The sequence below is a fragment of the Microaerobacter geothermalis genome, from assembly GCF_021608135.1.
Lineage (GTDB): Bacteria > Bacillota > Bacilli > DSM-22679 > DSM-22679 > Microaerobacter > Microaerobacter geothermalis.
Genome location: NZ_JAKIHL010000002.1, coordinates 66,713 through 91,947 on the forward strand (window position 1 = coordinate 66,713; position 25,235 = coordinate 91,947).

Below are 25,235 nucleotides of genomic sequence, written 5' to 3' on the forward strand. Positions count from 1 at the left end.
AAGTAATGGTATTTTTAGGAGGAGTAGTATGTCTTTTCTATCAAATATGGTTCTTTCGCCCTCTTTAGCACGGAATAAACCCTTTCTTTTTTTATTTACGGGGAGAGTCATCTCTCAATTGGGAGATAAGTTATATTTGCTCGCATTACCTTGGTTTGTACTGGAAATAACGGGATCAGTTGTTCAATTTGCCAACACCATGGCCCTCGAACTTCTTCCTGCTCTGCTGTTTTCTCCTTTTATCGGCGTTTGGGTAGATCGCGCTGACCGGAAAAAGATTTTGATTCTATCAGACATTTCACAAGGACTGGTGATTACATTGCTAGTCATTGCTGTAATGATGGGATTTACCTGGATTGGTCTAATCTATATCACCGCATTTCTTCTTTCTATCTTAACTTTACTCTTTGAGGCTGCAACGGATGCTTATATGCCCTCTATTGTTGCCAAGGAAGATATTACAGAGGCGAATGCCAAATTGACCATGGTGGCCACAATTATGCGAGTCATCGGACCCGCCCTAGCCGGTTTTATGATCGGGATTATCGGTTCCATTGCGACCATTGCCTTTAACGGGCTTACTTTTTTCCTTTCCGCTCTATTTCTCTCTTTTGTTCCCAATCAGTCGATGAAACAAAACAGAGAAAACAGCGGTTCCCAAACCATCTTACACAACATGAAAGAAGGGTTTGTTTATCTGGTCACTCATCCGGTACTGATGCCCATTGCCATTTTTAGTGCGTTAATAAATATTAGCATCCAAGCTGCTACCAGTCTTTTTATCTTTGAGAGCAAAGAAATTCAAGGTTACGGAGCATTTGAAACCTCCACCATTTTCTGGGTTAGTGGGCTATTTTCCTTCTTTACCACACTCATCATTAAACCGGTGAATAACAGAATTACCAAAGGGCAAATGATCCGGTATGGTGCCCTGGGTGTTTTAATTGGAATCGGGATTCTCTTAATCGATCAATCGGTCGTCACCTTAACCATTTCCTATACCTTGCTCTTGGCTATTGGTATTTTCGTGGGTGTCAGTATGATGAGCCTCCGCCAGGAAATTGTGCCTACTCATTTATTGGGACGAGTTATGACAGCCAACCGTATGATTAATAATTCCCTTTCTCCCCTCGCCATTTTGCTTGGCGGATATCTGGCCAACCGTTATTCTCCATACCTGGTTTATTTATTGTCCACCCTTCTCGTATCAGGCAACGTTCTTTATGCCTGGCTGGGAAAAATCAAAGATATCAAGTAAGCTTACCATGCCGAACTCGACTTGTGAATCTTATAGGCACTTAGCCATTGGATAAAGTAGAAATGAACCAAAACAAAAAAAGCATGGAAAGAAAAAGGACCAAATGGAAACGATCGATTTCCATTGGCCCTTTTCTTATAAGCTATAAAAATAATGTTACGATTCCTTTATATAGCTTTGCCTTTGCTCGTATCAAGGGGATTAGAATTTTTTACTCCTGAAGCAATAAACCAAACGGCAGCAATGGCAATTAGTATGACCAAAATCGTTCCGACATTGAAAAATCCATATTTTCCGGCATAGAGAACGGAGTACCCTACTGATCCTGCCAGCAAAGCATAATAGGTCATAGGAAATATGGTTTTACGTATGGTAATCCCTTCCTTTCCAACTAGACCAACGACTGCTGATGCGGCAACTATATTATGAACGGCAATCATGTTCCCTGCGGCTCCACCAACGGCCTGAAGAGCAACTACCCAAGTGGGGTCTACTCCAATCCTTTCCCCTACCCCATACTGGAAGAGAGAGAACATCATGTTAGAAACCGTATTGCTTCCGGCTACAAATGCGCCAAGTGCACCAATAAAAGGTGAAAAGAATGGCCAGGCTGAACCGGCTAATGCTGCAGTTCCTTCAGCAAGAACAATCGGCATCTTTTCAAAACCGGCGGCTCCACCCTGAGAATTGATAAATACCTGAACCATAGGAACGGTAAATACTAAAGCGGTTGCAGCAGATATCATCGTTTTACCAGATGATGCCCAAGCCTTTTTGTAGGAGTTAACATCCATTTTATGAAGGAAGAAGGTAATTATTGAAACTAAAATAAATATGGTGCCTGGTAAGTATAGCGGCTGAAAGCTTGCCGTAATGCTGGTGCCAAATAAGTTAGGAAATTTAACTACCCATGCCTTGAACCAGGCACCGAATGGAAGGGAGCTAAGTCTTGTCAGAACCAAAAATAATGCAACCAAAATATAAGGTGACCACGCCATCGCCATGCTCATCTTTCCATTTTTTGAATGAACCTCTTTTATTTCAATTTTCCCTACCCATTCAGGATCCCAGTTTTCCTTCTTATCAAATTCCCAATACCCATCCTTTGGAAGTAAAAATCCTTTCTTTGCCGCAGAAACGACGATAGCCAAACCAATTAATCCGCCAAACATGGATGGGAATTCCGAACCTAATACATTGGCAACAATGAGATAAGGAATAGTCATGGAAAAAGCTGCAAAGAGAGCGAATTTCCAAACCCGCAGCCCCTCTGACCAGGATTTGTTCTTGCCAAAGAACCGGGTCATGATGACAACAACCAAAAGGGGAACAAGAGTACCAGAAATTGCATGAAGAAGGGCTACCTTAGCACCAATAAAATACAGGAACTGTGTCCAATCTGCATACCCGAGATTTGCCGCAAATTGTTTAATCCCCTCATCAGCAGACAAACCCGTGTTTACTCCAACTAATATTGGAGTTCCCACCGCTCCAAAGGAAACCGGGGTACTTTGGATAATCATCCCTGCTGTAACCGCTGCCAAAGCCGGGAATCCTAACCCCACCAACAAGGGAACCGCCACTGCAGCTGGAGTTCCAAAACCGGCTGAACCTTCAATAAATGATCCAAATAGCCAAGCAATGATGATCACCTGAATTCGTCTGTCCGGTGTTATATCCGTAAAACCTTGTCGAATCACCTGAAGTCCTCCGCTTTCCTGGATGGTATTTAAAAGAAGAATGGCACCGAAGATAATATAAAGCAAGGTTCCTGCAACTACTAACCCATTGACAGAAGCAGCAGCTACCTGAGCTCCAGGCACTTTCCAAACAAACAAGGCCAACAATACCGCAACAATGTAAGAAATAGGCATGGCTTTGCTGGCTGGCCATTTTAGCCATACAAGGAAAATGGCAACAGCGATAATTGGCAGCAATGAAAGAAAAGACAACACACCAATACTCATAAGCGATCCTCCCCTTAAAAAATTAGACAATAAGTTCAAAATATGTTGTGTTTTTTTATGATTTTCAGGTGATCAGGTAACTCTATCTGCTTACATTAAATCATAGGTTTATTTTTTTATCAATACTGATTTTTTAGAAAATTTTAAGTTTTAATCCACCCTTTCATATTCTGCTTTCTTTATCTCTACACATCTACCGGGAATAGGAAACACTTTATCCGGATTGCATAAATTCTCCGGATTAAACACTTCACGGATGGCAATTTGCGCTTTTAATTCTTCATCATTAAAAATAAATCTCATCTCTTCTCTTTTCTCTATACCAACGCCATGTTCTCCAGTTATGCTACCGCCCATATCCGTACAAACCTTTAAAACGGCTGAACCGGCTTTAACCGCCTTTTCTGTCTCCCCAGGAACTCTCGCATCAAATAGGATGAGCGGATGAAGATTCCCGTCGCCGGCATGAAACACATTGGCAATTCTTAATCCGCAATCTTCACTGATTTCCCGGATCGCTTTCAAAACTTCAGGCAGACGGCTTCGCGGAATCACCCCATCCTGTACCAGATAGTCAGGAGAAATAGTTCCCATAGCCCCAAAGGCGGTTTTCCGGTTTGCCCACCATCTGATTCTCTCTTTTTCTGAAGTGGCAGCTTTCACATCCCTTACTTGATGTTTTTTGCAAACACGGATTATTTGTTCTATTTGGTCATCGATTCCATCCTTAATTCCGTCCACTTCCACAATCAATACCGCTTCCAATCCCTCAGGGTAACCCACGGGAAAAGCACCAGATTCAACGGCTTGAATGGCGGTTTTATCCATCATTTCCAATGCAGCTGGAACAATTCCAGTAGCAATAATGTCAGATACGGTCTGGCTGGCATCTTCTACACTGTCAAACAGGGCCAAAACCGTTTTTACTCCTTCCGGTTTTTTTAAAATCCGCACAGTGATCTTAGTGACAATTCCCAAAGTCCCTTCAGATCCGGTCAATATCCCCACCAAATCATATCCGGGCATGTCCGCCACTCCTCCCAACTCCACCACCTCTCCATTGGGCAATACCAGCTCAAGCCCAAGGATATGATTGGTCGTTACCCCATATTTCAGACAGTGGGCTCCTCCGGCATTTTCCCCAACATTTCCTCCGATGGTGCAAGCCTGCTGACTGGAGGGGTCAGGAGCATAATAATACCCTTTTCCGGCTATGGAGTTGGTTAATTTCAGATTAATAAATCCGGGCTGTACCACAGCTTTACGGTTCGGAAAATCCACTTCCAGAAGTTTCTTCATCCGTACTAAACTAATGATCACTTCCCCACCGATCGCAATGGCTCCTCCGCTTAAACCCGTTCCCGCTCCCCTTGGGATAAAGGGAATTTTCTCTTGATGCAATAGGCGAACCACCTTGGATACCTCTTCTGTGCTGGAAGGAAACACCACAGCTCTTGGCAGACCCTTATCAATGGTATATCCATCACATTCATAGGTTCTTAGCTCTTCCGTTTTGTAAATCACCGCATCATATCCAAGGATAGAGATTAATTGACTAATCAAAGAGTCCCGTTCCACTTCTATTCTCCCCTCTCTTCTGTTTCCGATTCTTTGGCGTAAGCCCAGTCAAGTATCTGTACGGTATGCACAATCTTTTCATTGCGATGGTGACGATGGACCCCCAAAGCCATCTGCATCATACATCCCGGATTTCCCATGGAGACCAGTTCTACTTCTTCCGGTATATCTTCCATTTTCCTCTTCAGAAGCCTTCCGGCCATCTCTGGGTGAGTAATATTATAAATACCTGCACTTCCGCAGCAGCGATCAGCATCAGGCATCTCGATCAATTGTATTCCGGGTATTTCCTTAAGAAGCTGTCTGGGTTCAAATCGGATATTCTGGGCATGGGCCAGATGACATGCGTCATGGTAAGTAATCTTGGCTTCCACTTTCCCTTTTGGTTTCCGGAATCCCAAGTCATAAAGGAATTTGGAAACGTCCTCCACTTTGGCGGAAAACTGTTTAGCCTTCTCCCGATATTCCGGATCATGACAAAACAGTTCTTCATACTCCTTCATAAAAGCACCGCAGCCTGCCGCATTAACAACTACTTTATCTGCATCAAGGGAAAGGAAAGTGTCAATATTTTTCCTAGCAAGCATTTTGGCGGTCTCACGATCGCCTGCATGAATTTGCAGGGCACCGCAGCAATTTTGTTCCCTCGGCACCACAATCTCACATCCATTTTTGGCCAGTACCCGGACCGTGGCCTCGTTGATTTCGCTAAAGATGACATCCATCACACAGCCAGTCAATAGCGCCACCCTAGCCCTTTTCTCTCCCTCAGGGGAAGTCACTTCCGGAATGGACTCAACGGACGGCTGTTTCGGAATCTCCGGCAAAATCGCTTCCATTTCACGCAAATGGTCGGGAAGAATTCGTAGCATTCCCGTTTTTCTGGCCAATTTTTGAAGTCCTGACTTTTGATAAAATCGAGTCATTTTACCAAGGGAATGCATATATTTTTGGTTGGCAAAAACGCCTCGCAGGAAAAACTTTTTCACATTTCGTTTTACGAACGGATCCGGGATGGCCTTAAAAACCTGTCCCCTCGCTTCCTCAACCAAACTACCCACCTTAACCCCGGAAGGACATGCCGTTTCACAAGCGCGGCAATCGAGACACGTAAAGATCGGGTCCATGGATAACGAATTTAATTCCATTTGGCCTTCAGCCACGGATTTTATCAGGTAAACCCGACCCCTGGGGGATTGGTGTTCTAATCCCAGCTCCTGATAAGTAGGACAAGACTCCAGGCACATGCCGCAGTGAACACAAACCGAATATTTATCTTCAGAAGGAGCATCTTCCCATAAAAAATTGCCGATTGCCATCTAAATCCCTCCCACAAAACGACCCGGATTTAATATCCATCTGGGATCTATTTTTTGCTTGATATCCAAATGAAGGGTATGAAAGAAGTCTTTTCTTCCCCATGTTTCAAATTGCTTCCTGAAAGACAGAGGAGCATGGGTAACGATAAGATACCCCTGCTTGCTTTCCGACAACCGACGCCAAGATTGCAGCAGCTGGAAAATTTTTTCCGTACCGGAATCCTTGATATAAACTTGAGTAATTCCGGTTCCAGCAGAACCGTGAACCATTGCCTCTATTTCCTTTTCAAGAACCATCCTGTGAATTTCAACAATGGTTTGGGGAACATCAGCAAGCCAAGTGCCTATCTTCAATCCAATCACAGAATCATCTTCTGGGCGACTAGATATGGGAGGAAGCTGCGAAAATGATTTCCACCAGTTCCTTGCTTCCTCTGTTTTTTTAAGATCAATGAAATACAAATCGGAGTCTAGATGGGATTTCAGCCATTTTTCCTGATAGGCCACAGATTTCTCTACATCCTCAAAGGATATCAGTAAACAGTAATCTTCAGTGAAGAAATATTTTTTGGATAGTATAGGATTTAAAATCTCCAAGGAAGACGGTTCAATCTGTGAGTCCAAAATCAGTTGGCAAAGAACTGCAAGAGGCTCGATTCCATTTTTCGAACCAATGACAACGAGACTTTCTGCCGGAGGAATAGGGCGCAGCTTCAAAGTAATTTCCGTTATCACCGATAAGGTTCCCATGGCCCCAACAGACAACTTATTCATGTCATAACCCGCAACGTTTTTTACAACCTTCGCGCCTGTGCGAATGATCTTCCCGTCCGGGTAAACATGTCTCATAGCAATCACATGATCTCTTGCTGAACCATATCGCATTCTCTTGGGTCCGCTGGCATTGGATGATACAATGCCACCGATGGTGGAATACTGTGGCCAGGGAGGGTCTAAGGGAATCATTTGACCTTTCTCCCCTAATTGACGCTGAATATCTTCCAGAGTGGTTCCCGGTCTGACCGTTACGATAAGATCTGCGGCTGAATGGTCGACAATTCCCTTCATTTTTTTCAAGGAAAGTAGAATATCTGCCGTCTCGTTTATTCCCCCCATTCCTTTTTTACTCCCTCCACCCTCAGGTATAACCGTAAGATGATGTTGGTGGGCAAAATGAAGGAGTTCTTTCACTTGTTTTTCCTCGTTAGGATAGACGATGATCCTTCCATCATTCCCATAGACAGACGGGACTTCGAGTTCTGTTACGTCTTCTTCTGAAACCATTGACATCAACTTTTTTTTACATTCCTCCAAGCTCATTGAAGCAATGCCCATTACCCTCTTTCCCCCTTTGTTGCTTAATCAATTTTAAAAATTGGAGTCTATGCCTAAATGTTCGTAAATAATCGATTCAACCTCTAATAGATGATGACGCATAGTTTCTTTGGCCTTTGAAGCATCTCCGTTTTTAATGGCTTCATAAATCCGGACATGCTGACAGACCATTTCTTTTGCGACCTTCTGATCAGAAAAAATAAAATGGTGAACCTCAAAAATTGCTTTTTTCATGGATTCTGAGATAGAAATCATCAGTTGATGAAGAAATTGATTACCGGTAGCATTGGAAACAGCCATATGAAATTGGTAATCAGACTGCCACACCATAGTCTCATTTGACGGATTTTCCATTTGCGAGATGGCATTGGTCATCTTTTCCAGCTGATCAGATGTTCGGTTAATGGATGCTAAACCCGCTGCTTCGACCTCCAACATTTTTCGCACTTGGTATAATTTTATGACATCTTGGGAGTTTATTAGACTGATCCTGTGAAAAATAAGGGATGGGTTATAAGAATTGACAAAAATTCCTTCACCCTGCTTAATGGAGATCAATCCCATTCCTTTAAGAGAAGATAACGCGTCCCGAATCGCAGATCTTCCAACATTAAAGAGTTCACACAGTTCACGGGTAGATGGAAGCTTGCTGCCTGGAGGAAATTTGCCGTTTAGAATCATGGTTTTTAACTGATTGTATACTTCATCAGATATTTTTCGTGGTGTAATTGCCTGAAATTCCAATTCCATTTGATCACCACACATTCATGATTATCAGATATCTGATAACCAATTTTTGATTTTATTAAATCATATCCACATTATTTATTCAATACAAAATTTTTTGAAAAAATAAAAAAACAAAAAGGCTAGTAAACGGCAATTAACCCTCAAATTGACTCCATCATCAACATACTTAGATGTTTTTGAGGGCTCCATTCAATAGCCTCGTATCGGATAGTTCTTTTCTTCTTATTCATCGTTCAGATAGTATTCCCTTATGCCTTCCGCCAACGATTTGGCTACCCTTTCCTGAAACTCCCTTGTCATTAAAATGGGATTGTCATAAACATTTGACAGGAACCCCATTTCAACCAATGCAGAAGGCATGGTTGTATTTTTTATCACAAAAAATCTGTTGGTTTTTAACCCCCTATCTGCAAGCTTCGTTCCCTTGAGAAGATATTTATGAATCAATCGGGCAAAATCTGCACTTTGTGGGGTGTAATAGTATGTTTCTGACCCCTGGGCCTTTGGAATATATGAATTGGCATGGATAGACAAAAAGAGTTTTGCACCCAGTTGATTTGCGATATCTACCCGTTCCTGGAGAGTCAAATAAACATCTTCTGTACGGGTAGCCACCACCTCAAACTCAGGGTATTGCTGCAGATCTTGTATTAATTTGTTAGCAACAATTAAATTTAAATCCTTTTCATAATTTCCGGCCAGTCCCCTGGCCCCGGGATCCTGCCCGCCATGCCCGGCATCAATGACGATTAGATATCTTTCAGAAAGGGGGATCGGGTCTAGTTTTACCGATAAACCATCTTCTGTTTCCGATATAGAGTATTTACTCCGTTGATTTAATTCCACAACTACCCGTACCGTATAGGGTGCCATACTATACTGGCTATACCTGATTTCTTTAATCAAATTCTGAGTTTGTTCTTGAGTTTTTTCGTCTGATAGAGATGTTTCTGCTTCAACGAAAACATGTCCTTCTGATGAGGAGGCTTCCAGGTTCATTTTCGAATCAGATTCTAGCATATTTTCCTGAAGATGTTCCGTTTCCTGATCCGATATTATTTCTTTCTCAAAGGTTTGACCCGTCTTTTGTTGACTGCTTTCCTTAAGTTGATCCGATAAAACGGTATTTGGAAAATCCATCACCACACGGTGGGGATCGACAAGGTAAAAGGATTGGGGTTTAATTCCTTTTATATTTAACAGAACCTCTTTCTCCTTTTCTATAATCCCTTCCAAGGTGGTTACTTTATCTATCGATACTTGACGACCATCCTCTGATAAAGAAACATCTACATTTAGAACAGCTGCAAAAAAAGAAACAGGTACTACGATCTCTGAATCTAGGACCTTTACCTTAAATCCTTCAATCTCCATTCCATCGGAGACGATTAGTTCCTTTTCATCCATTTTTATATTAATCGAATGGAGATCAGCTCCGGATTCCATATCGATTCCCAGACGACTGGCTACCTTTGTCAGGGGAGCATACAGCAACTCATTTATTTTATAAACTTTTCCCTCTTCTTTTAAATCCGCTCCATTTACAAATAGGGAAATCCTTTGATTGGCGATTACCGTTCGTGTTGCTTCATCCCAAGCCACATTGGCTCCTAGGGATTCCCCCACGAATCGAAGGGGAAGCAAGGTCCGGTTATTGATTAAAGCAGGCGGCGAATCGAGGATCACATCCCTTCCATTAACCAATGCGCGGGTGCTTTTTAATTGAAGTTCAAGGAAAATATTTTCTCCAGTTATGTATATTTTTTTTGTTTCAGGTTCCCAGGTTACCGTTCCTCCCAACTGTTCAGTGATTAAACGGACGGGCACCAACGTTCTTCCGTTTACGATCGTTGGCGGTACATCAGAAGTCACTGTTTTCCCCTCAATAACCAAATGAATGTCATCCGGATTCTGTGCACCCGTCTGAATCGGCATTATGATAACCGCTAGTAGAAGGATGACAGAATACCAAATCAGCTTCCTCCACATCTTGTTCTCTCCCTCAACGTCTATATCTTCGGTGAATTGCGTTCAAAAAACTCCATCTGAACGAAGCCTACTTTATGTCGAATTTTATCCTAACTAAAATAGACGTTGGTAATCCAGGAAAGTTTTCCTTCTACTAGCAAAAAAACAGTTTGTAATATCTTCCAGACATTTATACCGGACTTTTTATACATCCTCATCTAAACGAAGTACCCTGATGTTTTTGAGGGCTCCGTTCTCCACCTGAAGAAACTTTCCTATGACGAACTCTACACGCGAACATGTGAATCTTTGATATGAAAATACGGTTTCAAATCAATTTGAAACCCGAAGAGTCATGTGCGTTTAGTTTAGTATTTTTATCATACTTGTCAAATGTTTCTTAGCCCTTGCCTTCACTTCCTGATAAAGATTCCCTCCATGGGAATCAATGGAGACGATTAGGGGACCCAATTGGTTAACGCGAAATTTCCAAATGGCTTCCGGAATTAGGTCTTCCCACCAAACCCCTTCGATAGCCTCTATTTGAGTCGTTTCCAAGGCAGCAGCTCCTCCGACGATGGAAAGATAAACCCCCTTTCGTTTAAAAATTGCTTGGGCCCCATCTTCATAAAAGCCCCCCTTTCCGATAAATGCCTTGATTCCAAATTGGGTCATTAATCCTTCGGTAAACCGGCCCATTCGGGTACTGGTCGTCGTTCCCACACATATGGGAACATAGCGATTCTCTCCATCCTTTCTCACACTGGGAGCAGTATGTAACACAGCGGCTCCTTCCCATTCTCTTTTTAGTTCCTTAGGTAATGGTACTTTTTCCTGAAACAGACGAATTAGATTGGCATCACGAACACCATAAACAGTTCCCGTGATTTCCACGATATCCCCTGCTTTTAGGGATTCAACAGTTTTAGTATCAAATGGCGGATGAAGTTGATGAAGCTGCATGCTTGAACCCTCCAGTTCACTCTAAAGTATATATACGGACGGAACTAAAGATTTACTAAGACTGCCTTCGAGTTCGTGCTTTAGCGAAGGGGCAAAAGAACGGGAATTAGCCGTCAAACTGACTCCATCTTTGAATTACCCAGATGTTTTTGAGGGCTCCGTTCTTTAGCCTCGGAGCGGACATGAATCACATCTGGTCCGAACTCGACAAGCAGACGTGTAAATCTTTAGTTCCGGATCTATAGGTGCATTGATTAAGTCATGACCGAATGGCTTCCATCGGAATAAAAAACTGCTTTAGCCCTTCTTGCCGCCCAGCACATCATATTTACACCGACCGGATTCATGGTAATATGAGTATCTGCGGCTTCAACATGAACCGCTAAAGCCGTGGTATTTCCACCCAGCCCGTTCGGTCCAATTCCTAAGCGGTTCATGGAATCAAGCAGCTCTTTTTCCAATTTGGCAATCAGCGGGTCGGAATGGGAGGAGCCAATAGGGCGACTTGTTGCCTTTTTGGCCAACTTCATACACAGGTCAGATGAACCACCAATTCCTACCCCAACAATACAAGGAGGACAAGGGTTGGCCCCTGCCTGGAATACAGATTCAAGGACAAATCTCTTTATTCCATTGATTCCTTCTTCTGGAATAAGCATGTTTAGGAAGCTCATATTCTCTGAACCGGACCCCTTTGGGAGACACAGAATTTCCAAATGGGTACCTGGAATAAATTCATAATGGATAACAGGTATATTCGAGCCAGTGCTGGATTGATCATTGATTCGGGTAATACAGGAGCAAATACTTGACCGAAAGGGATGTTCCCTGGTGGCTCGTTTTGTTCCCTTTTTTATGGCTTCTTCCAGCCTTACACCATCAAAACGCACGTTGTTACCCACTGTGATAAAAAATACCGGAATGCCTGTATCCTGACAAACCAAAAGGGATTTATCATCGGCAACTTCTACGGATTGAAGCATGGTTTCCAATATTTTTTTGCCAATTGGACTTTCTTCCCTTCTATATGCCTCCTTCAAGGCAATTCTTACATCTTCCGGCAAATCCTTTAAAGCGCGTATGTAGAGGTCTTTCATCACTTCCTCAACTTTATGGTAATTGATTTCCGTCAATTCCCAAATTGACGGATTGGATTGCATTCTCATTGCTGCCATTTTTTAACCTCCTTTTCAGGAACGCAATTTCGTTTCAGGTGGCAAGATTGATTTCCGGGAGTTTACGGTTTCAGGAGACATCATAGTAAAAGAGACAGGCTCGATTTTAGTTTTTAACTGATGATCCTCCTCTTGATCACGTTCTTTGAATATGACAATATTACTTAGCCAATCCCGGTCATTTTTTTCAGGATAATCCTCCCTCCAGTGGGCACCCCTGGATTCCCTCCTTAATAGAGCGGAGTGAATGATCAGGGAAGCTACTATCAGTAAATTCTCCACATTTAGCCATTCTTGCAGAGCTAGGTTGTAGGATAGATTCCCATTTATGTACGTTCTCGGATGCCATTCTTTTAATTTTTCTATGAAATGAAGGGCTGATATCATCCCTTGTTCATTTCGGCAAATTCCTGCCAGTTGAGACATCGTTTCTTCCAGTTTTTTTCGCAGGTAAAAAGGATTCACCCCTTTTTCATTCAAAAAGGGTGATTGTAATTTCTTCTTTAACTGATTACACTGCTTTTCCAAAGATAATTGAAAATTTCTCTGTAACTCACTTTCATTTATAGCTGCAATTGCTGCATTTTGTCCCACCCTTAGACCGAAAACGACAGAATCTGCAATTCCATTTCCTCCTAATCGATTGGCCCCATGTACTCCTCCAGCATCTTCCCCTACGGAAAATAAACCTGAGATGGAAGTTTGTCCATATGGATTGATCCGTATCCCACCCATCATGTAATGGGCCGTTGGGAACACTTCTAATAGATCCGACTTAGGATCTTTCCCCAAAAGACTTATTCTCTTCCACATGTTCGGAAACTCATCTTTTATTACATCTTCTTTCAACTCACGCAGATCTAGCCAGACACCCCCATTTTCAGTGCCGCGCCCTTCTTTTACTTCCCTGTAAATGGCCCGTGTCAACACATCTCGGTTGGCACATTCCTTATGGTTGGGACTCACCCTTTCCATAAACCGTTCTCCTTGGCTGTTTAACAGTTTTCCTCCTATCCCCCTAAGTCCTTCTTCCACTACACTCCCATTCAGCAGGGTACCTGGCACCACTAACCCGGTAGGGTGAAATTGGACCATTTCCATGTCTACAAATTGCGCACCTGCCCGATAGGCGAGGGCCATGCCATCTCCCGACTTTTCCATTGGTGGGGCCTTCACTGAAAATAAAGTTGCAGCACCGCCAGTGGCAAGCACCACCACTTTTGCTTGTATCAGATATAGTGTTCCTTTTCTGATATCAAATACGATGACTCCTGCCACAGCACCGCTTTCATTCTGCAACAGCTGAAGAGCCCTACATTCTTGTAAAAATAGCACCTGTTCTTCAAAAGCCAACAACTGGTCAAATAATTTGGAGGTAACTTCTATTCCGGTAAAATCCTTCCGATGAACAGTTCTTGACTTTGTTTGACCTCCAAATGTTTTGCTGTGAATATTTCCCTCTTTTCGATCAAAAAAACAACCCCAATTTTCCAATTGTTCAATACATCGGGGAGCTTCTTTTGCTAAAGTAGAGACTAAATCTTGGCGATTAATAAACTCTCCGCTTATTAATGTATCTTCCAAATGGAGTTTCCATGAATCATCTCCTTTAAGAGCAGCATTAAATCCCCCTTGAACCATACGGCTTGACCCGCTTTTTCCTATTAACCCCTTGGAAACCAGTATCAATCGAATGGAAGAAGATACCTGAACGGCACCTAAAGCGGCACATAATCCTGCGGCACCGCCACCCAAAATCACCATATTTGTTTTTAATGTTTCCACGGATTCTTCCGCCCCCTTTATTTCTTCCACTTATGCTGCAAGTGATGAATAGATTCCATTGGATTTATGGATTGAGGACAAACGGCTCCACAGCACCCAAAAGACATACAATCAAATATTCCTCCCTCATGTGTCGCCATCTGTTTCCGGTAATTGCTAAAAGGGTTTTTCCCCAAATCCTCCAATACATACATCTGATGAAGAGAGATGGGGCCAAGAAATGACGGTTGTATAGCAACAACCTTACATTTAGAATAGCATAGGCCACAATGTAAACATGGAAAATGTTTTAAATAACGAGATATGCCGCTTATGGACCCATCATGATTCTTAGCGAAAGCAGGGGCGATTTTTTTATACTTTGAATATGAAGTGGTCAAGTCAACGGTTAGGTCCTTGATTAAGGGATAATTTTTCAAGGGTTCCAAAGTAATTTCTTGTCCCAAGGTATTCGCTAATGTTTGGCAGGCCAATTTCTCCTCATCATTGATGATCATTCCACAGGATCCGCATAAACCGGTTCTGCAGGAAAACCGAAAGGATAAGGATAACTCATGTTCCTGCAAAATCACTGTTAAAATGTCCAAAACCGTTTGATTAGCGGCGGATTCTACTCTAAACCAGGAATAATAGGGGTGCTGATCCTTTCCAGGATGAAAACGTCTAATTTTTACATCAACCAAATTAATTCCACCACCAGCAATCAAATCATTATTATAGGCTTTCATTTTTCATTTGTTCTCTCTTACTGTGCCCAACCAACCATAAAAATAAAATAACCCAAACAGATTTTCCTGTTTGGGTTACCGGATTATTTCTTATGCCTGTATTTATCCTCTTCTGAACCTGCAATATATTTTCCTTCATAAGTGACCGCATGTTGAGCCACTTGATAGATAAGATCAGCGACTTCCTGCAGGCTTATCTTTTCATCATTCATTGTAATTTTACATGCATTGGGAATAAAATCTCCCTTGTAATCGATTTCCAACTGGAAGCGGGGATCTGTTGATAGACGACCAACGATCGTCCGGGCACAACCGCTTCAGCACATGCCTTCAATGTAAACCATATATTCACGACTCATTTCTATCCCTCCTCGTTTCCTTCATTATAGCCCGAAACGGAAGAAACGACCGTGAAATATGTCACTCATCAAATTGTTTGTCATGCTTGTCACCAAACAAACATAAGTATAAGAACAAAATTACTTATCAATGTTTGTTTAGTTTAGTTCCGTCTAAATAGAATAAGTGGGTGATCGAAAACATGAAAGAAATCGTCATTCCGTTCTTTGTTGGGTTATCCATATTTCTGTTCGGGATGCAGGTGATGCGAGTTAGTTTAACCAACTGGGTTGGAGACAACCTTAAATCCATTCTCCTTCGATTCACCAATACGCCCCTTCGTGGTTTTATAACCGGAACATTGATAACCATGGTACTGCAAAGCAGCAGTGCAATTACAGTGTTAACCATAGGATTTACCAATGCGGGGCTATTATCCTTTCCGCAAACCATTGGAATTATTCTTGGTACAAATGTAGGAACTACTTTTACTACCCAATTGATTTCATTAGACATTCATGATTATATCCCTTGGATTCTGTTTACAGGAATTGCCCTCTGGTTGCTCCCCCGTCATTCTTTGAAATGCACAGGACTTGCCCTGTTTGGGTTTGGTTCCATACTGGTTGGAATTGAAGGAATGCAGTACATCATCCAACCCCTAAAACAGACAGGATTATTTTCTAACTTAATTTCTGTTGCCAAAGAAAACTCATTGATCGGCATTTCTATTGGTACCCTTATTACCGCTTTAATTCAAAGCAGCACAGCTACTACTGCCATAACCATGGGGTTTATGAATGATCAATTTATTCCATTAATCGTTGGAATCGCCATTATACTGGGAAGCAATATTGGTACATGCATCACGGCCCTATTGGCCTGTATCGGTTCAAACAGAGCCTCAAGACAGGTGGCGGCATCCCATATTATCCTAAATATCTTCGGAGTCATTTTCTTTTATCCCTTGATTCCATGGCTGGCGGAGGTGGTTATGATACTATCGGTTCATCCGCAAAGTCAGATCGCCCATGCCCAGACCCTGTTTAACGTCATCAGTTCCCTAGCTATTCTTCCCTTTGCCGTTCCTTTTGCCCGATTGATTGAAAAAATGATTAAGTAATATTAATATCCGCTCTCATCACTTTCTGATCCGTTTACGATCGCAACACTGGAGCTAGCTCCAATACGGTTGGCGCCTGCTTCTATCATTTCTTTTGCGGTTTTATAATCCCTTACTCCACCGGAAGCCTTCACACCCATTTCAGGTCCAACGGTCCTTCTCATTAATGCAATATCTTCTGCCGTAGCTCCGCCTTTATTAAACCCTGTTGAGGTTTTGACAAAATGGGCGCCTGCCTCTTTGCTTATGCGGCAAGCTCTCTCCTTTTCTTCATCGGTTAACAAACCTGTTTCCAAAATCACTTTTACGATGGCTCGTTCACTAGAAGCTTTTACAACAGCTGCGATATCTTCCCGAACATATTGGTCATCCCCAGACTTTAAAGCTCCTACATGAATCACCATGTCCACTTCTTGTGCACCATTTTCTATAGCTTCATTGGTTTCAAAGGCCTTTGTCGCTGAGGTCGTGGTTCCCAAGGGAAATCCAATGACCGTACATACTCGAACATCTGTTCCTTTTAAGTTTTCAGCAGCCCTTTTTACCCAAACCGGATTGACACATACCGACGCAAACCCATAGGTTTTAGCTTCCTCACACAGTTTATCAATCATCTCCGCCGTTGCTTCAGGTTTTAGTAGGGTATGATCAATCATTTTCGCAATTTCAATTTCACCCATTGTCCTATCTCCTTCCAGTTCCTAATAATTTCTCCAATATAGTAGCACTTTTTTCTTATCAAAGAAACTAAATTTGAAATCCCAATTCTTGTAAAGCTTTTTTTATAACCAAGTCATTGTTTTCATAACCTGACTCTTTCTGGATTTTCCAAACCTCTGAAGGGTCAACCCATTTTACTCCCTTAATTTCCTCTAACTGCGGTTGGAGAACCCCTTCCAATCCTTCGATCAAAAAGTAATGAACCTCTTTGTTAATTATTTGATCGATTTTGGGATGGTAATATTGATAATAAATGACTTCTAAAGGTTTGATAATTTTTCCGGTAATCCCCGTTTCTTCTTTCGTTTCCCTTAAAGCTGTTTCCTCCAAAGTTTCACCAGGTTCCTGCTTTCCTTTGGCCAAGGAGATTCTTGAATATCTATCCTCAATTAGCATGATCCATATTTTGTTATTTTTGTCTTTCTTATATACAACTCCACCGGCTGAGATCTCCTTCATTTTCTCCCTCCTCTCGAAATATAAAATCCATTACTCATGCTTTAAAACACTTAATATTGCGGGGGTTATATCTGTCAAATCAGAAATCATTTCCGCTGCTACTTTTCCATTCTTACCAACGATTAGAGTTGGAACTCGATTAGACGTATGATTATTTGTCCTCATATCTTCAATATTGCCATGGTCACTGACAAGAATTACGGTAAGTTCTTCATCTTTTTCTTCAATAATTGTTTGCAAAAATCGATCATACGTATGAAGAACATTGTTAGCTAATTCCCAGTCTTGCCGGTGACCGGCGACATCGGTTAGGAAATATTCATGTACAGTTAAAGAAAACCGTTTCGTTAAGCCAAGCAAATGCCCCGCCGCCTCTTCCGGAGCAACAGTGGCAATCCCCTTTATTTTTTGGCGGAGTGTTTCCCTCGTTATATCATGAAAAACACCCTCACCTCGAAGAAGTTCACCCAATAGACGGATCGGAATATCAGCAGATAGCATCGCAATTGTTGTTGTGGATAACCAACCTCTTTTGGTCAATGGCCGTTCAAAAAAGTCTTCGGTGTAAGTATTGGCAAAAGTGGCTGTTTTTCCTAACTTTTTCACCTGAACATAAATATTATCCTTTTTTATAAATTCCCGCAACCTTGGGAAGGGAAATCCGCTCTGATGTTCGCCAAGAAAAGAAGGGGCATTTCTGCCTGTAAAAATGGTGGATTGTCCCGTTGCGCTTTGAGGAACCCCTTCCACTCCAAGGGTGGCATTCGTAGGAATTAACCAAATCCCATCATTTTCAAAATAGCCTAAATCCTTTGTCAGCTTATTTTGATGAAGCAGATTCTCCAATCCTGGAAGGTGAAATCGAAAAAAAGGATTATAATCTTTTGAATCACCCAATCCTACACCGTCTATAAAAAGTAGTAAAACCGGCATTTACAATTCCCCTTACTCTTTTTAAACGTATGGATAAGAGGAACAAAAGATTTACACGTTCCCAAGTAAGTTCGTTCAAAGATTGATAAATGTCAGCTACAAGGCTTAAGAACGGACCCTCATAAACATCCGGATCCCCTTAAGCTAAGCACGACTCAAAAGTGTCCTTACTAAATCTTTTGTTCCACTTCTATGCAATCCTATTAGGAGACGGATCATTAGCCAAAAGGTTTATAAAAGGTGGTCAACCTGTGACCACCTTGTTGTCCATATCATCCATTACCCTGACAAAGGTCCCTTTGCAATATTCTGAACCCGCTTTATCCAAGCGAACCCTGCATACTTTTCCAATAAGATCTTCATTGCCGGGGAAAACCAATTGAAGATAGTTATCTGAATACCCCATATATAATCCACTTTTTGGATTTTCCTTATATGGTCTTTCAGGAATAACTTCCAACACTTGACCAACAAAATTTTTAGCATATTGATAGGATAAACGTTGAGACAGCTCAATTAGACCCTGTACACGATCATGTTTAATCTCTTCCGGAACCTGATCCTCCATTTTAGCCGCCGGTGTTCCCGTACGTTTAGAATAAGGGAAAACATGAAGCTCAGCAAATTGCATCTCTTCAATAAACCGATATCCATTCATAAACTGCTCATCCGTTTCCCCGGGAAATCCAACAATCACATCTGAAGTTATAGCTAGTTCAGGCAAAGCTTTACGACAGGCGATAATTTTGTTTTTATATTCCTCTGTCGTATATTTGCGCCGCATCCTTTTTAACACTTCATCATCTCCCGCCTGGAGAGGAACATGAAGATGACGACACACCTTGTCTGAAGCATGAATTACCTCCAACACGTCATCGGTAATTTGGCTGGCTTCTATTGAACTGATCCGAATTCTTTTCAGACCTTCTACTTTATCCAAATCCCATAAAAGCCTTGCCAAACTGTAATCTTCCAAATCCTCACCATATCCTCCGGTATGGATACCGGTAAGAACGATCTCCTTATAGCCCGCCTCCACTAATTTCCTAGCCTGGGCGATGACGCTTTCAGGTTTACGACTTCTCAATAAACCTCTTGCCCAAGGGATAATGCAAAACGTACAAAAGTTATTGCATCCTTCTTGTATCTTTAAAGAAGCGCGGGTTCTGTCGGTAAATTCTGGAACATCCAATTCTTCAAATTCCCTGGCCTTCATAATATTCTTTACGGCATTGATTGGCCGCCGCTCTTCCTTATATTGGTTCACCAACTGAATAATTTTTCCCCTGTCCTGTGTTCCAATTACAATATCAACACCAGGGATGTCCAAAATTTCCCCAGGGGAAGTTTGGGCATAACAACCGGTCACGGCAATCACTGCATCCGGATTTCGTTTGATGGCCCGTCTGATGACTTGGCGGCTTTTTTTATCCCCTGTATTTGTTACAGTACATGTATTGATCACATAAACATCCGCTTTTTTTTCGAAGTCAACCATTTCGTATCCTTCATTCTTAAACAACTGCCAAATAGCTTCTGTTTCATAGTGGTTCACCTTGCAACCCAACGTATGAAAAGCTACACTTGCCACTGTTATCCCTCCCATCTGCTATTTTTTTAACCATATATGAATCAACTTAAATGATATCCGTATTACATCAGACATACCAAATAATTATAGCAGATGAATCAAAATGATGAAACAGTTGGTATAAGTTTACTTTAAACAAAAATGCATAAATGCAGATTTAGGTATAAGGGAATCCAAAAATATCCATAATAACCCTATCATGAATTATTGGAGGGTGATTTGATGGGTGTCAAATTGGTTGCGGTTCGGAAAGATACGTTGGGAAATATTACACATTTTCTAACAAACACAGGCAAAGTCATTTCTATTAATCAGGCCGTAAAAATGGCCCACGATGGACAAGTGGATTCCATTACAGATCTCCATGCAGATGGAACATGGTCGATACAGATGTCTGACGAAACAGTAGAAGGGAGTAACTTAACTTTTTTACCTGAGTTTTAAATTTCCCATCTGTTCAAAGTGATAAGAAATCGCTGACATGACATATAGGCCAGCCGTTTCCGTACGCAAAATACGGGGACCAAGGGATATGGTATGACAGCCCTCTTTTTCCGCCTGGGATACCTCAGACTCGGTAAATCCGCCTTCAGGACCAATGATGATGAGTACTTTTGAACCAACAGAAATCTTTTGAAATCTCTCATACAAACTTATTTGGTTTGATCTTTCATAGGCTAAAAAAACGCTGTCATATTCCTTGCCCCTTACCAATAGCTCTTTCCAATTGCAGACAGGATAAATATAGGGAATTTTAAAACGGTGGGATTGCTCTGCCGCTTCTTTGGCAATTTTGAACCAACGTCCCAATCTTTTATCTTCTTTTTTTCCCTCTAATCGGACAATGGATCTTTCAGAAATGAAGGGAATAAAGGAATGAGCCCCTAATTCTGTCCCCTTTTGAACCACAAATTCCATTTTATCCCCTTTAGGCAAGCTCTGGGCAATGGTTACTTCCACCGGAAGCTCTGATGATTGCTTGATAGGATGTACAAGCCGACATTCTACTTGTTCCTTATGAATGTGTACAATTTGCGCTTGAAAACAATTTCCCACGCCATCACAAATTATCAGGGACTCACCGGGCTGGAATCTCATCACCCGAATGATATGGTGTGCATCTTCACCATCTATATTGACATGATTTCCCTTAAAGTGCTCCGGCTTTACAAAGTATCTTTGCATCATAAACTCCTACTTCGAGACTTTTTTCGCTATAATGGCTACCCAATCTTCATCTTTTAACGTTTCAATGACTTCCAAACCCACTTTTTCCAAAGAAGAGATCACTTCCTGGGCTCTATTGGAAATAATGCCTGAAGCAATAAAGATTCCTTCATCATTGAGGGTATACGAAACCTGATCAACAAGACGCAAAATCACTTCGGCCAAAATGTTGGCAACAATGATATCCGCCTTTTCACTGATGTAATCTAACAGATTGTTTTGTTTTACCTTCACAATGTGCTGTACCTGATTTAATTTTACATTTATTTTTGCACTTTCCACAGCCACTTCATCCAAATCTAATGCAAGCACGGAGGAAACCCCTAGCTTTGCTGCCGCAATGCTTAGAACACCAGTACCGCATCCTACATCAATCATGGACTCATTTCCACGTATCACCTTTTCCATCCCTCGGATACACAGAACGGTAGTGGGATGGGTTCCGGTACCAAAAGCCATTCCAGGATCCAGTTCAATAACAATTTCATCGCTGGAGAGAGGCTGATATTCTTCCCAAGTGGGTGTAATGGTAATTTTATTGCTTACTTGAACCGGCTTATAATATTTTTTCCATGCCGTTGCCCACTCATGCTCATGAACTTCCGACAGGGTGACCGTTCCTAAACCCAAATCAATATCATAGAGAAGCAACTGATTTAACCGGTCTTTAATTTCCTCAATTGTTTCCGCCAAAAAACTGGTAACGGGAAGGTATCCTTTGACAATCACGCCCTCTTCAGGAAAGTCCTCCGGTGATAGTTGGTATATTTCCCCAAATTTATCCTCCCACTCTCTTTGAAGTAGTTCAGGGTCTTCGATCACGACTCCACTGGCTCCGGCCTCATGGAGAATATTCGCCACAGGTTCAATGGCTTCCTGGGTCGTATGAATGCTAATTTCTGTCCATTTCATCTATTACCAACTCCTCACCAAGGGGATTGTTGTCCGATTATTCCCCGCGAAATGCCTTTTTCATCTTTTCAAAAAAGGAACTTTCTTCTTCCTGATAATGATCACCGCTTATTCCTGCAAATTCCCGCAATAATTCCTTCTGTTTTTCTGTCAGCTTGGTAGGTGTAACAATGACAACTTTTACGTGTTGATCTCCCTGCCCATATCCCCTTAAATGTGGAACACCCTTGCCCTTTAACCTGAAATAAGTTCCGGTTTGAGTTCCGGCAGGAACTTTTAGTTTCACTTTTCCATCAAGGGTAGGTACTTCAATTTCATCCCCTAAGGCTGCCTGAACAAAAGTGATGGGAACTTCACAGTATATATCATCCCCGTCTCTTTCAAAAAATTCATGGGGTTTTACGCGAATTAAGATGTATAAATCACCGGGAGGGCCTCCGTTAATGCCCGGTTCACCTTCTCCAGAAACCCGCAATCTTGCTCCGTCATCCACGCCTGCAGGAATCTTCACATGAATGGTACGCCGGTTTCGAACCTTCCCGGTTCCACGGCATTTGGAACATTTTTCCCTAATAATTTTACCTTGCCCTTGACATGCCCCACATACCCTGCGGTTTACAATGCGTCCAAATGGAGTGTTCTGAACGGTTTCCTGCTCTCCCGTACCGCGGCATACCGAGCAAGTTTCCGGTTTTGTCCCCTTTCTAGCACCAGTCCCGAAACAATGATCACATTCTTCCTCCTTGGGAAGTTCTACGTCTGTTTCCTTTCCAAAAACCGCCTCTTTAAATGAAATGGTGATCGAATACTGAAGATCAGCCCCCTGTCTTGGTGCATTGGGATTTCTACGGGTTCCTCCACCAAAAAACATATCGAAGATATCACCAAATCCGCCAAAATCCTGACCAAACCCTCCTTGGCCAAATCCACCAAAGCCCTGGGAGGGATCCGCATGGCCAAATCGGTCATAATTGGCTCTCTTCCCCGCATCACTTAATACGTCATAGGCTTCCTTGATCTCTTTAAACTTTTCTTCAGCATCGGGAGCCTTATTCACATCGGGGTGATACTGTCTGGCCAGTTTTCGATAGGCTTTCTTTATCTCATCTGCTGAGGCATCTTTACCTACACCCAGTACCTCATAATAGTCTCGTTTTGCCAAAATAAATCACTCCTACAGCAAGAAATGTATGAAAAGAAGTCAAAGCCAACAATGGACTTTGACTTCTGGCCTCAAAATATCATCTCTTGTCTTTTCTATTTCTTGTCCTCTTCCACTACTTCGTAATCGGCATCTACAACATGATCTTTCTGCTCTTTTCCTTGGGAACCGGCATCTGCTCCAGCTTGGTTTGCCTGCTGTTGGACTTGTTCATACAGTTTCACCGACAGCTGTTGAACGACTTGCGTCAATTCTTCTTTGGCTGACTTAATAGCTTCTATATCTTTTCCTTCGAGAGCTTTTTTCAATTTGTCTTTGGCTTGTTCCGCCTTTTCTACTTCTGATTTATCTACCTTATCTCCCAGTTCTTTCAGGGTTTTTTCTGTCGTGTAAATCAGATTTTCAGATTCGTTGCGAACCTCTACTTCTTCTTTCCGTTTTTTATCGGCCTCAGCATTCTGTTCAGCCTCTTTCACCATTCTGTCAATCTCCTCATCACTTAAACCACTAGAAGAGGTAATGGTAATCTTTTGCTCTTTTCCAGTGCCCAAGTCCTTTGCTGATACATTTACAATGCCGTTGGCATCAATATCAAATGAAACTTCAATCTGAGGAACACCCCTTGGAGCCGGTGGAATATCCGTTAATGTAAAACGACCTAAAGTCTTATTATCGGCTGCCATGGGCCGCTCCCCTTGAAGAACATGGATCTCAACTGAGGTTTGGTTGTCAGCCGCAGTGGAAAAGATTTGTGATTTACTTGTGGGGATTGTAGTATTTCTATCAATTAACTTGGTAAATACCCCGCCCAATGTTTCGATACCCAAGGATAATGGAGTAACGTCAAGCAATACCACATCCTTTACTTCCCCGGTTAATACGCCGGCTTGAACAGCTGCGCCAAGGGCAACCACTTCATCAGGATTAACGCCTTTATGGGGCTCTTTCCCCAATAATTTGCGAATGGCTTCCTGAACGGCAGGAATCCTGGTGGAACCACCTACCAGCACGACCTTGTCAATGTCAGCAGGAGTGAGTCCAGCATCTTTTAACGCTTGACGGGTCGGACCCATTGTTCTTTCTACCAGTTGAGCACTTAATTCTTCAAATTTTGCCCGGGTTAATGTTACTTCCAAGTGTTTAGGCCCGGTGGCATCAGCGGTAATAAAGGGCAAGGAAATGGTGGTCGTCATGACACCGGATAAATCTTTCTTTGCCTTTTCAGCGGCATCCTTCAGACGCTGGAGAGCCATTCTGTCTTTGCTCAAATCAATTCCGTTTTCCTTTTTAAACTGCTCCACCAAATAATCAATGATTACCTGGTCAAAATCATCCCCACCCAAATGATTATCTCCGCTGGTGGCCTTTACTTCAAAAAAACCATCCCCCAATTCAAGAATAGAAACGTCAAAGGTTCCTCCACCTAAATCATAAACGAGAATCGTTTGATCCTCTTCCTTTTCCAATCCGTATGCCAAAGAAGCAGCGGTTGGTTCATTAACAATTCGCAGAACCTCCAAACCTGCAATTTTTCCGGCATCTTTTGTTGCCTGACGCTGGCTGTCATTAAAATATGCCGGGACAGTAATCACGGCCTTTGTAATCTTCTCCCCTAAATAAGCCTCCGCATCCGATTTTAATTTTTGCAAGATCATGGCAGAGATTTGCTGGGGAGTATATTCTTTACCATCAATTTCTTTTTTATAGTTGGTTCCCATATGTCTCTTGATCGAAATAATAGTTTTATCCGGATTGGTGATCGCTTGTCTTTTGGCTGCTTCACCAACAATAATTTCTCCGTCTTTAAAGGCAACCACAGAGGGAGTGGTTCTGTTTCCTTCCGCATTGGGAATGACAACAGGTTCTCCTCCTTCCATCACAGCCACACAAGAGTTGGTTGTTCCCAGATCAATACCAATTACTTTGCTCATCGATTATACCCT

Annotated in this window: 23 protein-coding genes; 3 read left to right on the plus strand and 20 right to left on the minus strand. The window is 42.1% G+C overall.

Annotated features, from left to right (window positions below; all coding sequences use genetic code 11):
- Positions 1-28: 28 nt before the first annotated feature.
- On the plus strand, positions 29-1,258 hold the full coding sequence (locus L1765_RS02385; protein ID WP_236404250.1) for an MFS transporter: 1,230 nt from the start codon (positions 29-31) through the stop codon (positions 1,256-1,258).
- Positions 1,259-1,425: 167 nt separating this feature from the next.
- On the opposite strand, the gene L1765_RS02390 is transcribed toward L1765_RS02385, so the two are convergent.
- The 12 genes from L1765_RS02390 to L1765_RS02440 all read right to left on the minus strand — a co-directional run bounded on the left by L1765_RS02390 (position 1,426) and on the right by L1765_RS02440 (position 15,178).
- Positions 1,426-3,225, minus strand: coding sequence for an L-lactate permease (locus L1765_RS02390; protein WP_236404253.1), 1,800 nt, complete (start codon positions 3,223-3,225; stop codon positions 1,426-1,428).
- Between the two features lie 150 nt (positions 3,226-3,375).
- Positions 3,376-4,803 carry an FAD-binding oxidoreductase gene (locus L1765_RS02395; protein ID WP_236404270.1) on the minus strand — a complete coding sequence of 476 codons (1,428 nt, stop codon included), beginning with the start codon at positions 4,801-4,803 and terminating at the stop codon, positions 3,376-3,378.
- 2 nt (positions 4,804-4,805) lie between these two features.
- The gene (locus tag L1765_RS02400) at positions 4,806-6,122 is read right to left on the minus strand and encodes a (Fe-S)-binding protein (protein WP_236404278.1); all 1,317 of its coding nucleotides are present in this window, start codon (positions 6,120-6,122) and stop codon (positions 4,806-4,808) included.
- Positions 6,123-7,457, minus strand: a complete 1,335-nt coding sequence (locus L1765_RS02405) for an FAD-binding oxidoreductase (RefSeq protein WP_236404281.1) — start codon at positions 7,455-7,457, stop codon at positions 6,123-6,125.
- A gap of 33 nt (positions 7,458-7,490) precedes the next feature.
- Positions 7,491-8,207 carry a FadR/GntR family transcriptional regulator gene (locus tag L1765_RS02410; protein ID WP_236404284.1) on the minus strand — a complete coding sequence of 239 codons (717 nt, stop codon included), beginning with the start codon at positions 8,205-8,207 and terminating at the stop codon, positions 7,491-7,493.
- Positions 8,208-8,429: 222 nt separating this feature from the next.
- Positions 8,430-10,196, minus strand: coding sequence for an N-acetylmuramoyl-L-alanine amidase (locus L1765_RS02415; protein WP_236404287.1), 1,767 nt, complete (start codon positions 10,194-10,196; stop codon positions 8,430-8,432).
- Between the two features lie 342 nt (positions 10,197-10,538).
- Positions 10,539-11,138 (minus strand): fumarate hydratase C-terminal domain-containing protein, encoded by a 600-nt coding sequence (locus L1765_RS02420; RefSeq protein WP_236404291.1) that lies wholly within the window; start codon positions 11,136-11,138, stop codon positions 10,539-10,541.
- 254 nt (positions 11,139-11,392) lie between these two features.
- Entirely contained in the window at positions 11,393-12,313 is a 921-nt protein-coding gene (locus L1765_RS02425) for a fumarate hydratase (protein ID WP_236404294.1), read from the minus strand.
- Between the two features lie 15 nt (positions 12,314-12,328).
- Positions 12,329-14,098, minus strand: a complete 1,770-nt coding sequence (locus L1765_RS02430; RefSeq protein ID WP_236404295.1) for an FAD-binding protein — start codon at positions 14,096-14,098, stop codon at positions 12,329-12,331.
- 17 nt (positions 14,099-14,115) lie between these two features.
- Positions 14,116-14,826 (minus strand): succinate dehydrogenase/fumarate reductase iron-sulfur subunit, encoded by a 711-nt coding sequence (locus L1765_RS02435; protein WP_236404297.1) that lies wholly within the window; start codon positions 14,824-14,826, stop codon positions 14,116-14,118.
- A gap of 83 nt (positions 14,827-14,909) precedes the next feature.
- On the minus strand, positions 14,910-15,038 hold the full coding sequence (locus L1765_RS15895) for a hypothetical protein (RefSeq protein WP_268928653.1): 129 nt from the start codon (positions 15,036-15,038) through the stop codon (positions 14,910-14,912).
- Entirely contained in the window at positions 15,035-15,178 is a 144-nt protein-coding gene (locus tag L1765_RS02440; RefSeq protein WP_236404299.1) for a hypothetical protein, read from the minus strand. The genes L1765_RS15895 and L1765_RS02440 overlap by 4 nt, the downstream gene beginning before the upstream one ends.
- Positions 15,179-15,367: 189 nt before the next feature.
- On the opposite strand from L1765_RS02440, the gene L1765_RS02445 reads away from it, so the two are divergent.
- Positions 15,368-16,288: a Na/Pi symporter gene (locus L1765_RS02445; RefSeq protein WP_236404300.1), complete on the plus strand. Its 921-nt coding sequence runs from the start codon at positions 15,368-15,370 to the stop codon at positions 16,286-16,288.
- A gap of 2 nt (positions 16,289-16,290) precedes the next feature.
- Here the strand turns inward: L1765_RS02445 and deoC are convergent, their stop codons facing one another.
- From deoC to mtaB, 4 genes are all read right to left on the minus strand, one after another.
- Positions 16,291-16,968, minus strand: a complete 678-nt coding sequence (gene deoC / locus L1765_RS02450) for a deoxyribose-phosphate aldolase (RefSeq protein WP_236404303.1) — start codon at positions 16,966-16,968, stop codon at positions 16,291-16,293.
- A gap of 67 nt (positions 16,969-17,035) precedes the next feature.
- Positions 17,036-17,467: an NUDIX hydrolase gene (locus L1765_RS02455; RefSeq protein WP_236404307.1), complete on the minus strand. Its 432-nt coding sequence runs from the start codon at positions 17,465-17,467 to the stop codon at positions 17,036-17,038.
- 30 nt (positions 17,468-17,497) lie between these two features.
- Entirely contained in the window at positions 17,498-18,400 is a 903-nt protein-coding gene (locus L1765_RS02460) for an alkaline phosphatase family protein (RefSeq protein ID WP_236404309.1), read from the minus strand.
- Between the two features lie 244 nt (positions 18,401-18,644).
- Positions 18,645-19,991, minus strand: a complete 1,347-nt coding sequence (gene mtaB, locus L1765_RS02465; RefSeq protein WP_236404313.1) for a tRNA (N(6)-L-threonylcarbamoyladenosine(37)-C(2))-methylthiotransferase MtaB — start codon at positions 19,989-19,991, stop codon at positions 18,645-18,647.
- Positions 19,992-20,213: 222 nt separating this feature from the next.
- On the opposite strand from mtaB, the gene L1765_RS02470 reads away from it, so the two are divergent.
- Positions 20,214-20,435, plus strand: a complete 222-nt coding sequence (locus L1765_RS02470; RefSeq protein ID WP_236404316.1) for a DUF3892 domain-containing protein — start codon at positions 20,214-20,216, stop codon at positions 20,433-20,435.
- Here L1765_RS02470 and L1765_RS02475 read toward each other — a convergent pair.
- The 4 genes from L1765_RS02475 to dnaK all read right to left on the minus strand — a co-directional run bounded on the left by L1765_RS02475 (position 20,421) and on the right by dnaK (position 25,223).
- On the minus strand, positions 20,421-21,176 hold the full coding sequence (locus L1765_RS02475) for a 16S rRNA (uracil(1498)-N(3))-methyltransferase (protein ID WP_236404324.1): 756 nt from the start codon (positions 21,174-21,176) through the stop codon (positions 20,421-20,423). The two genes, L1765_RS02470 and L1765_RS02475, sit on opposite strands and share 15 nt — an antisense overlap.
- A 9-nt stretch (positions 21,177-21,185) precedes the next feature.
- A complete protein-coding gene (prmA, locus tag L1765_RS02480) occupies positions 21,186-22,130 on the minus strand; it encodes a 50S ribosomal protein L11 methyltransferase (RefSeq protein WP_236404333.1) in 945 nt (314 codons plus the stop codon).
- 37 nt (positions 22,131-22,167) lie between these two features.
- A complete protein-coding gene (gene dnaJ / locus L1765_RS02485) occupies positions 22,168-23,295 on the minus strand; it encodes a molecular chaperone DnaJ (RefSeq protein ID WP_329609979.1) in 1,128 nt (375 codons plus the stop codon).
- Between the two features lie 92 nt (positions 23,296-23,387).
- Positions 23,388-25,223, minus strand: a complete 1,836-nt coding sequence (dnaK, locus tag L1765_RS02490) for a molecular chaperone DnaK (RefSeq protein WP_236404337.1) — start codon at positions 25,221-25,223, stop codon at positions 23,388-23,390.
- Positions 25,224-25,235 lie beyond the last annotated feature (12 nt).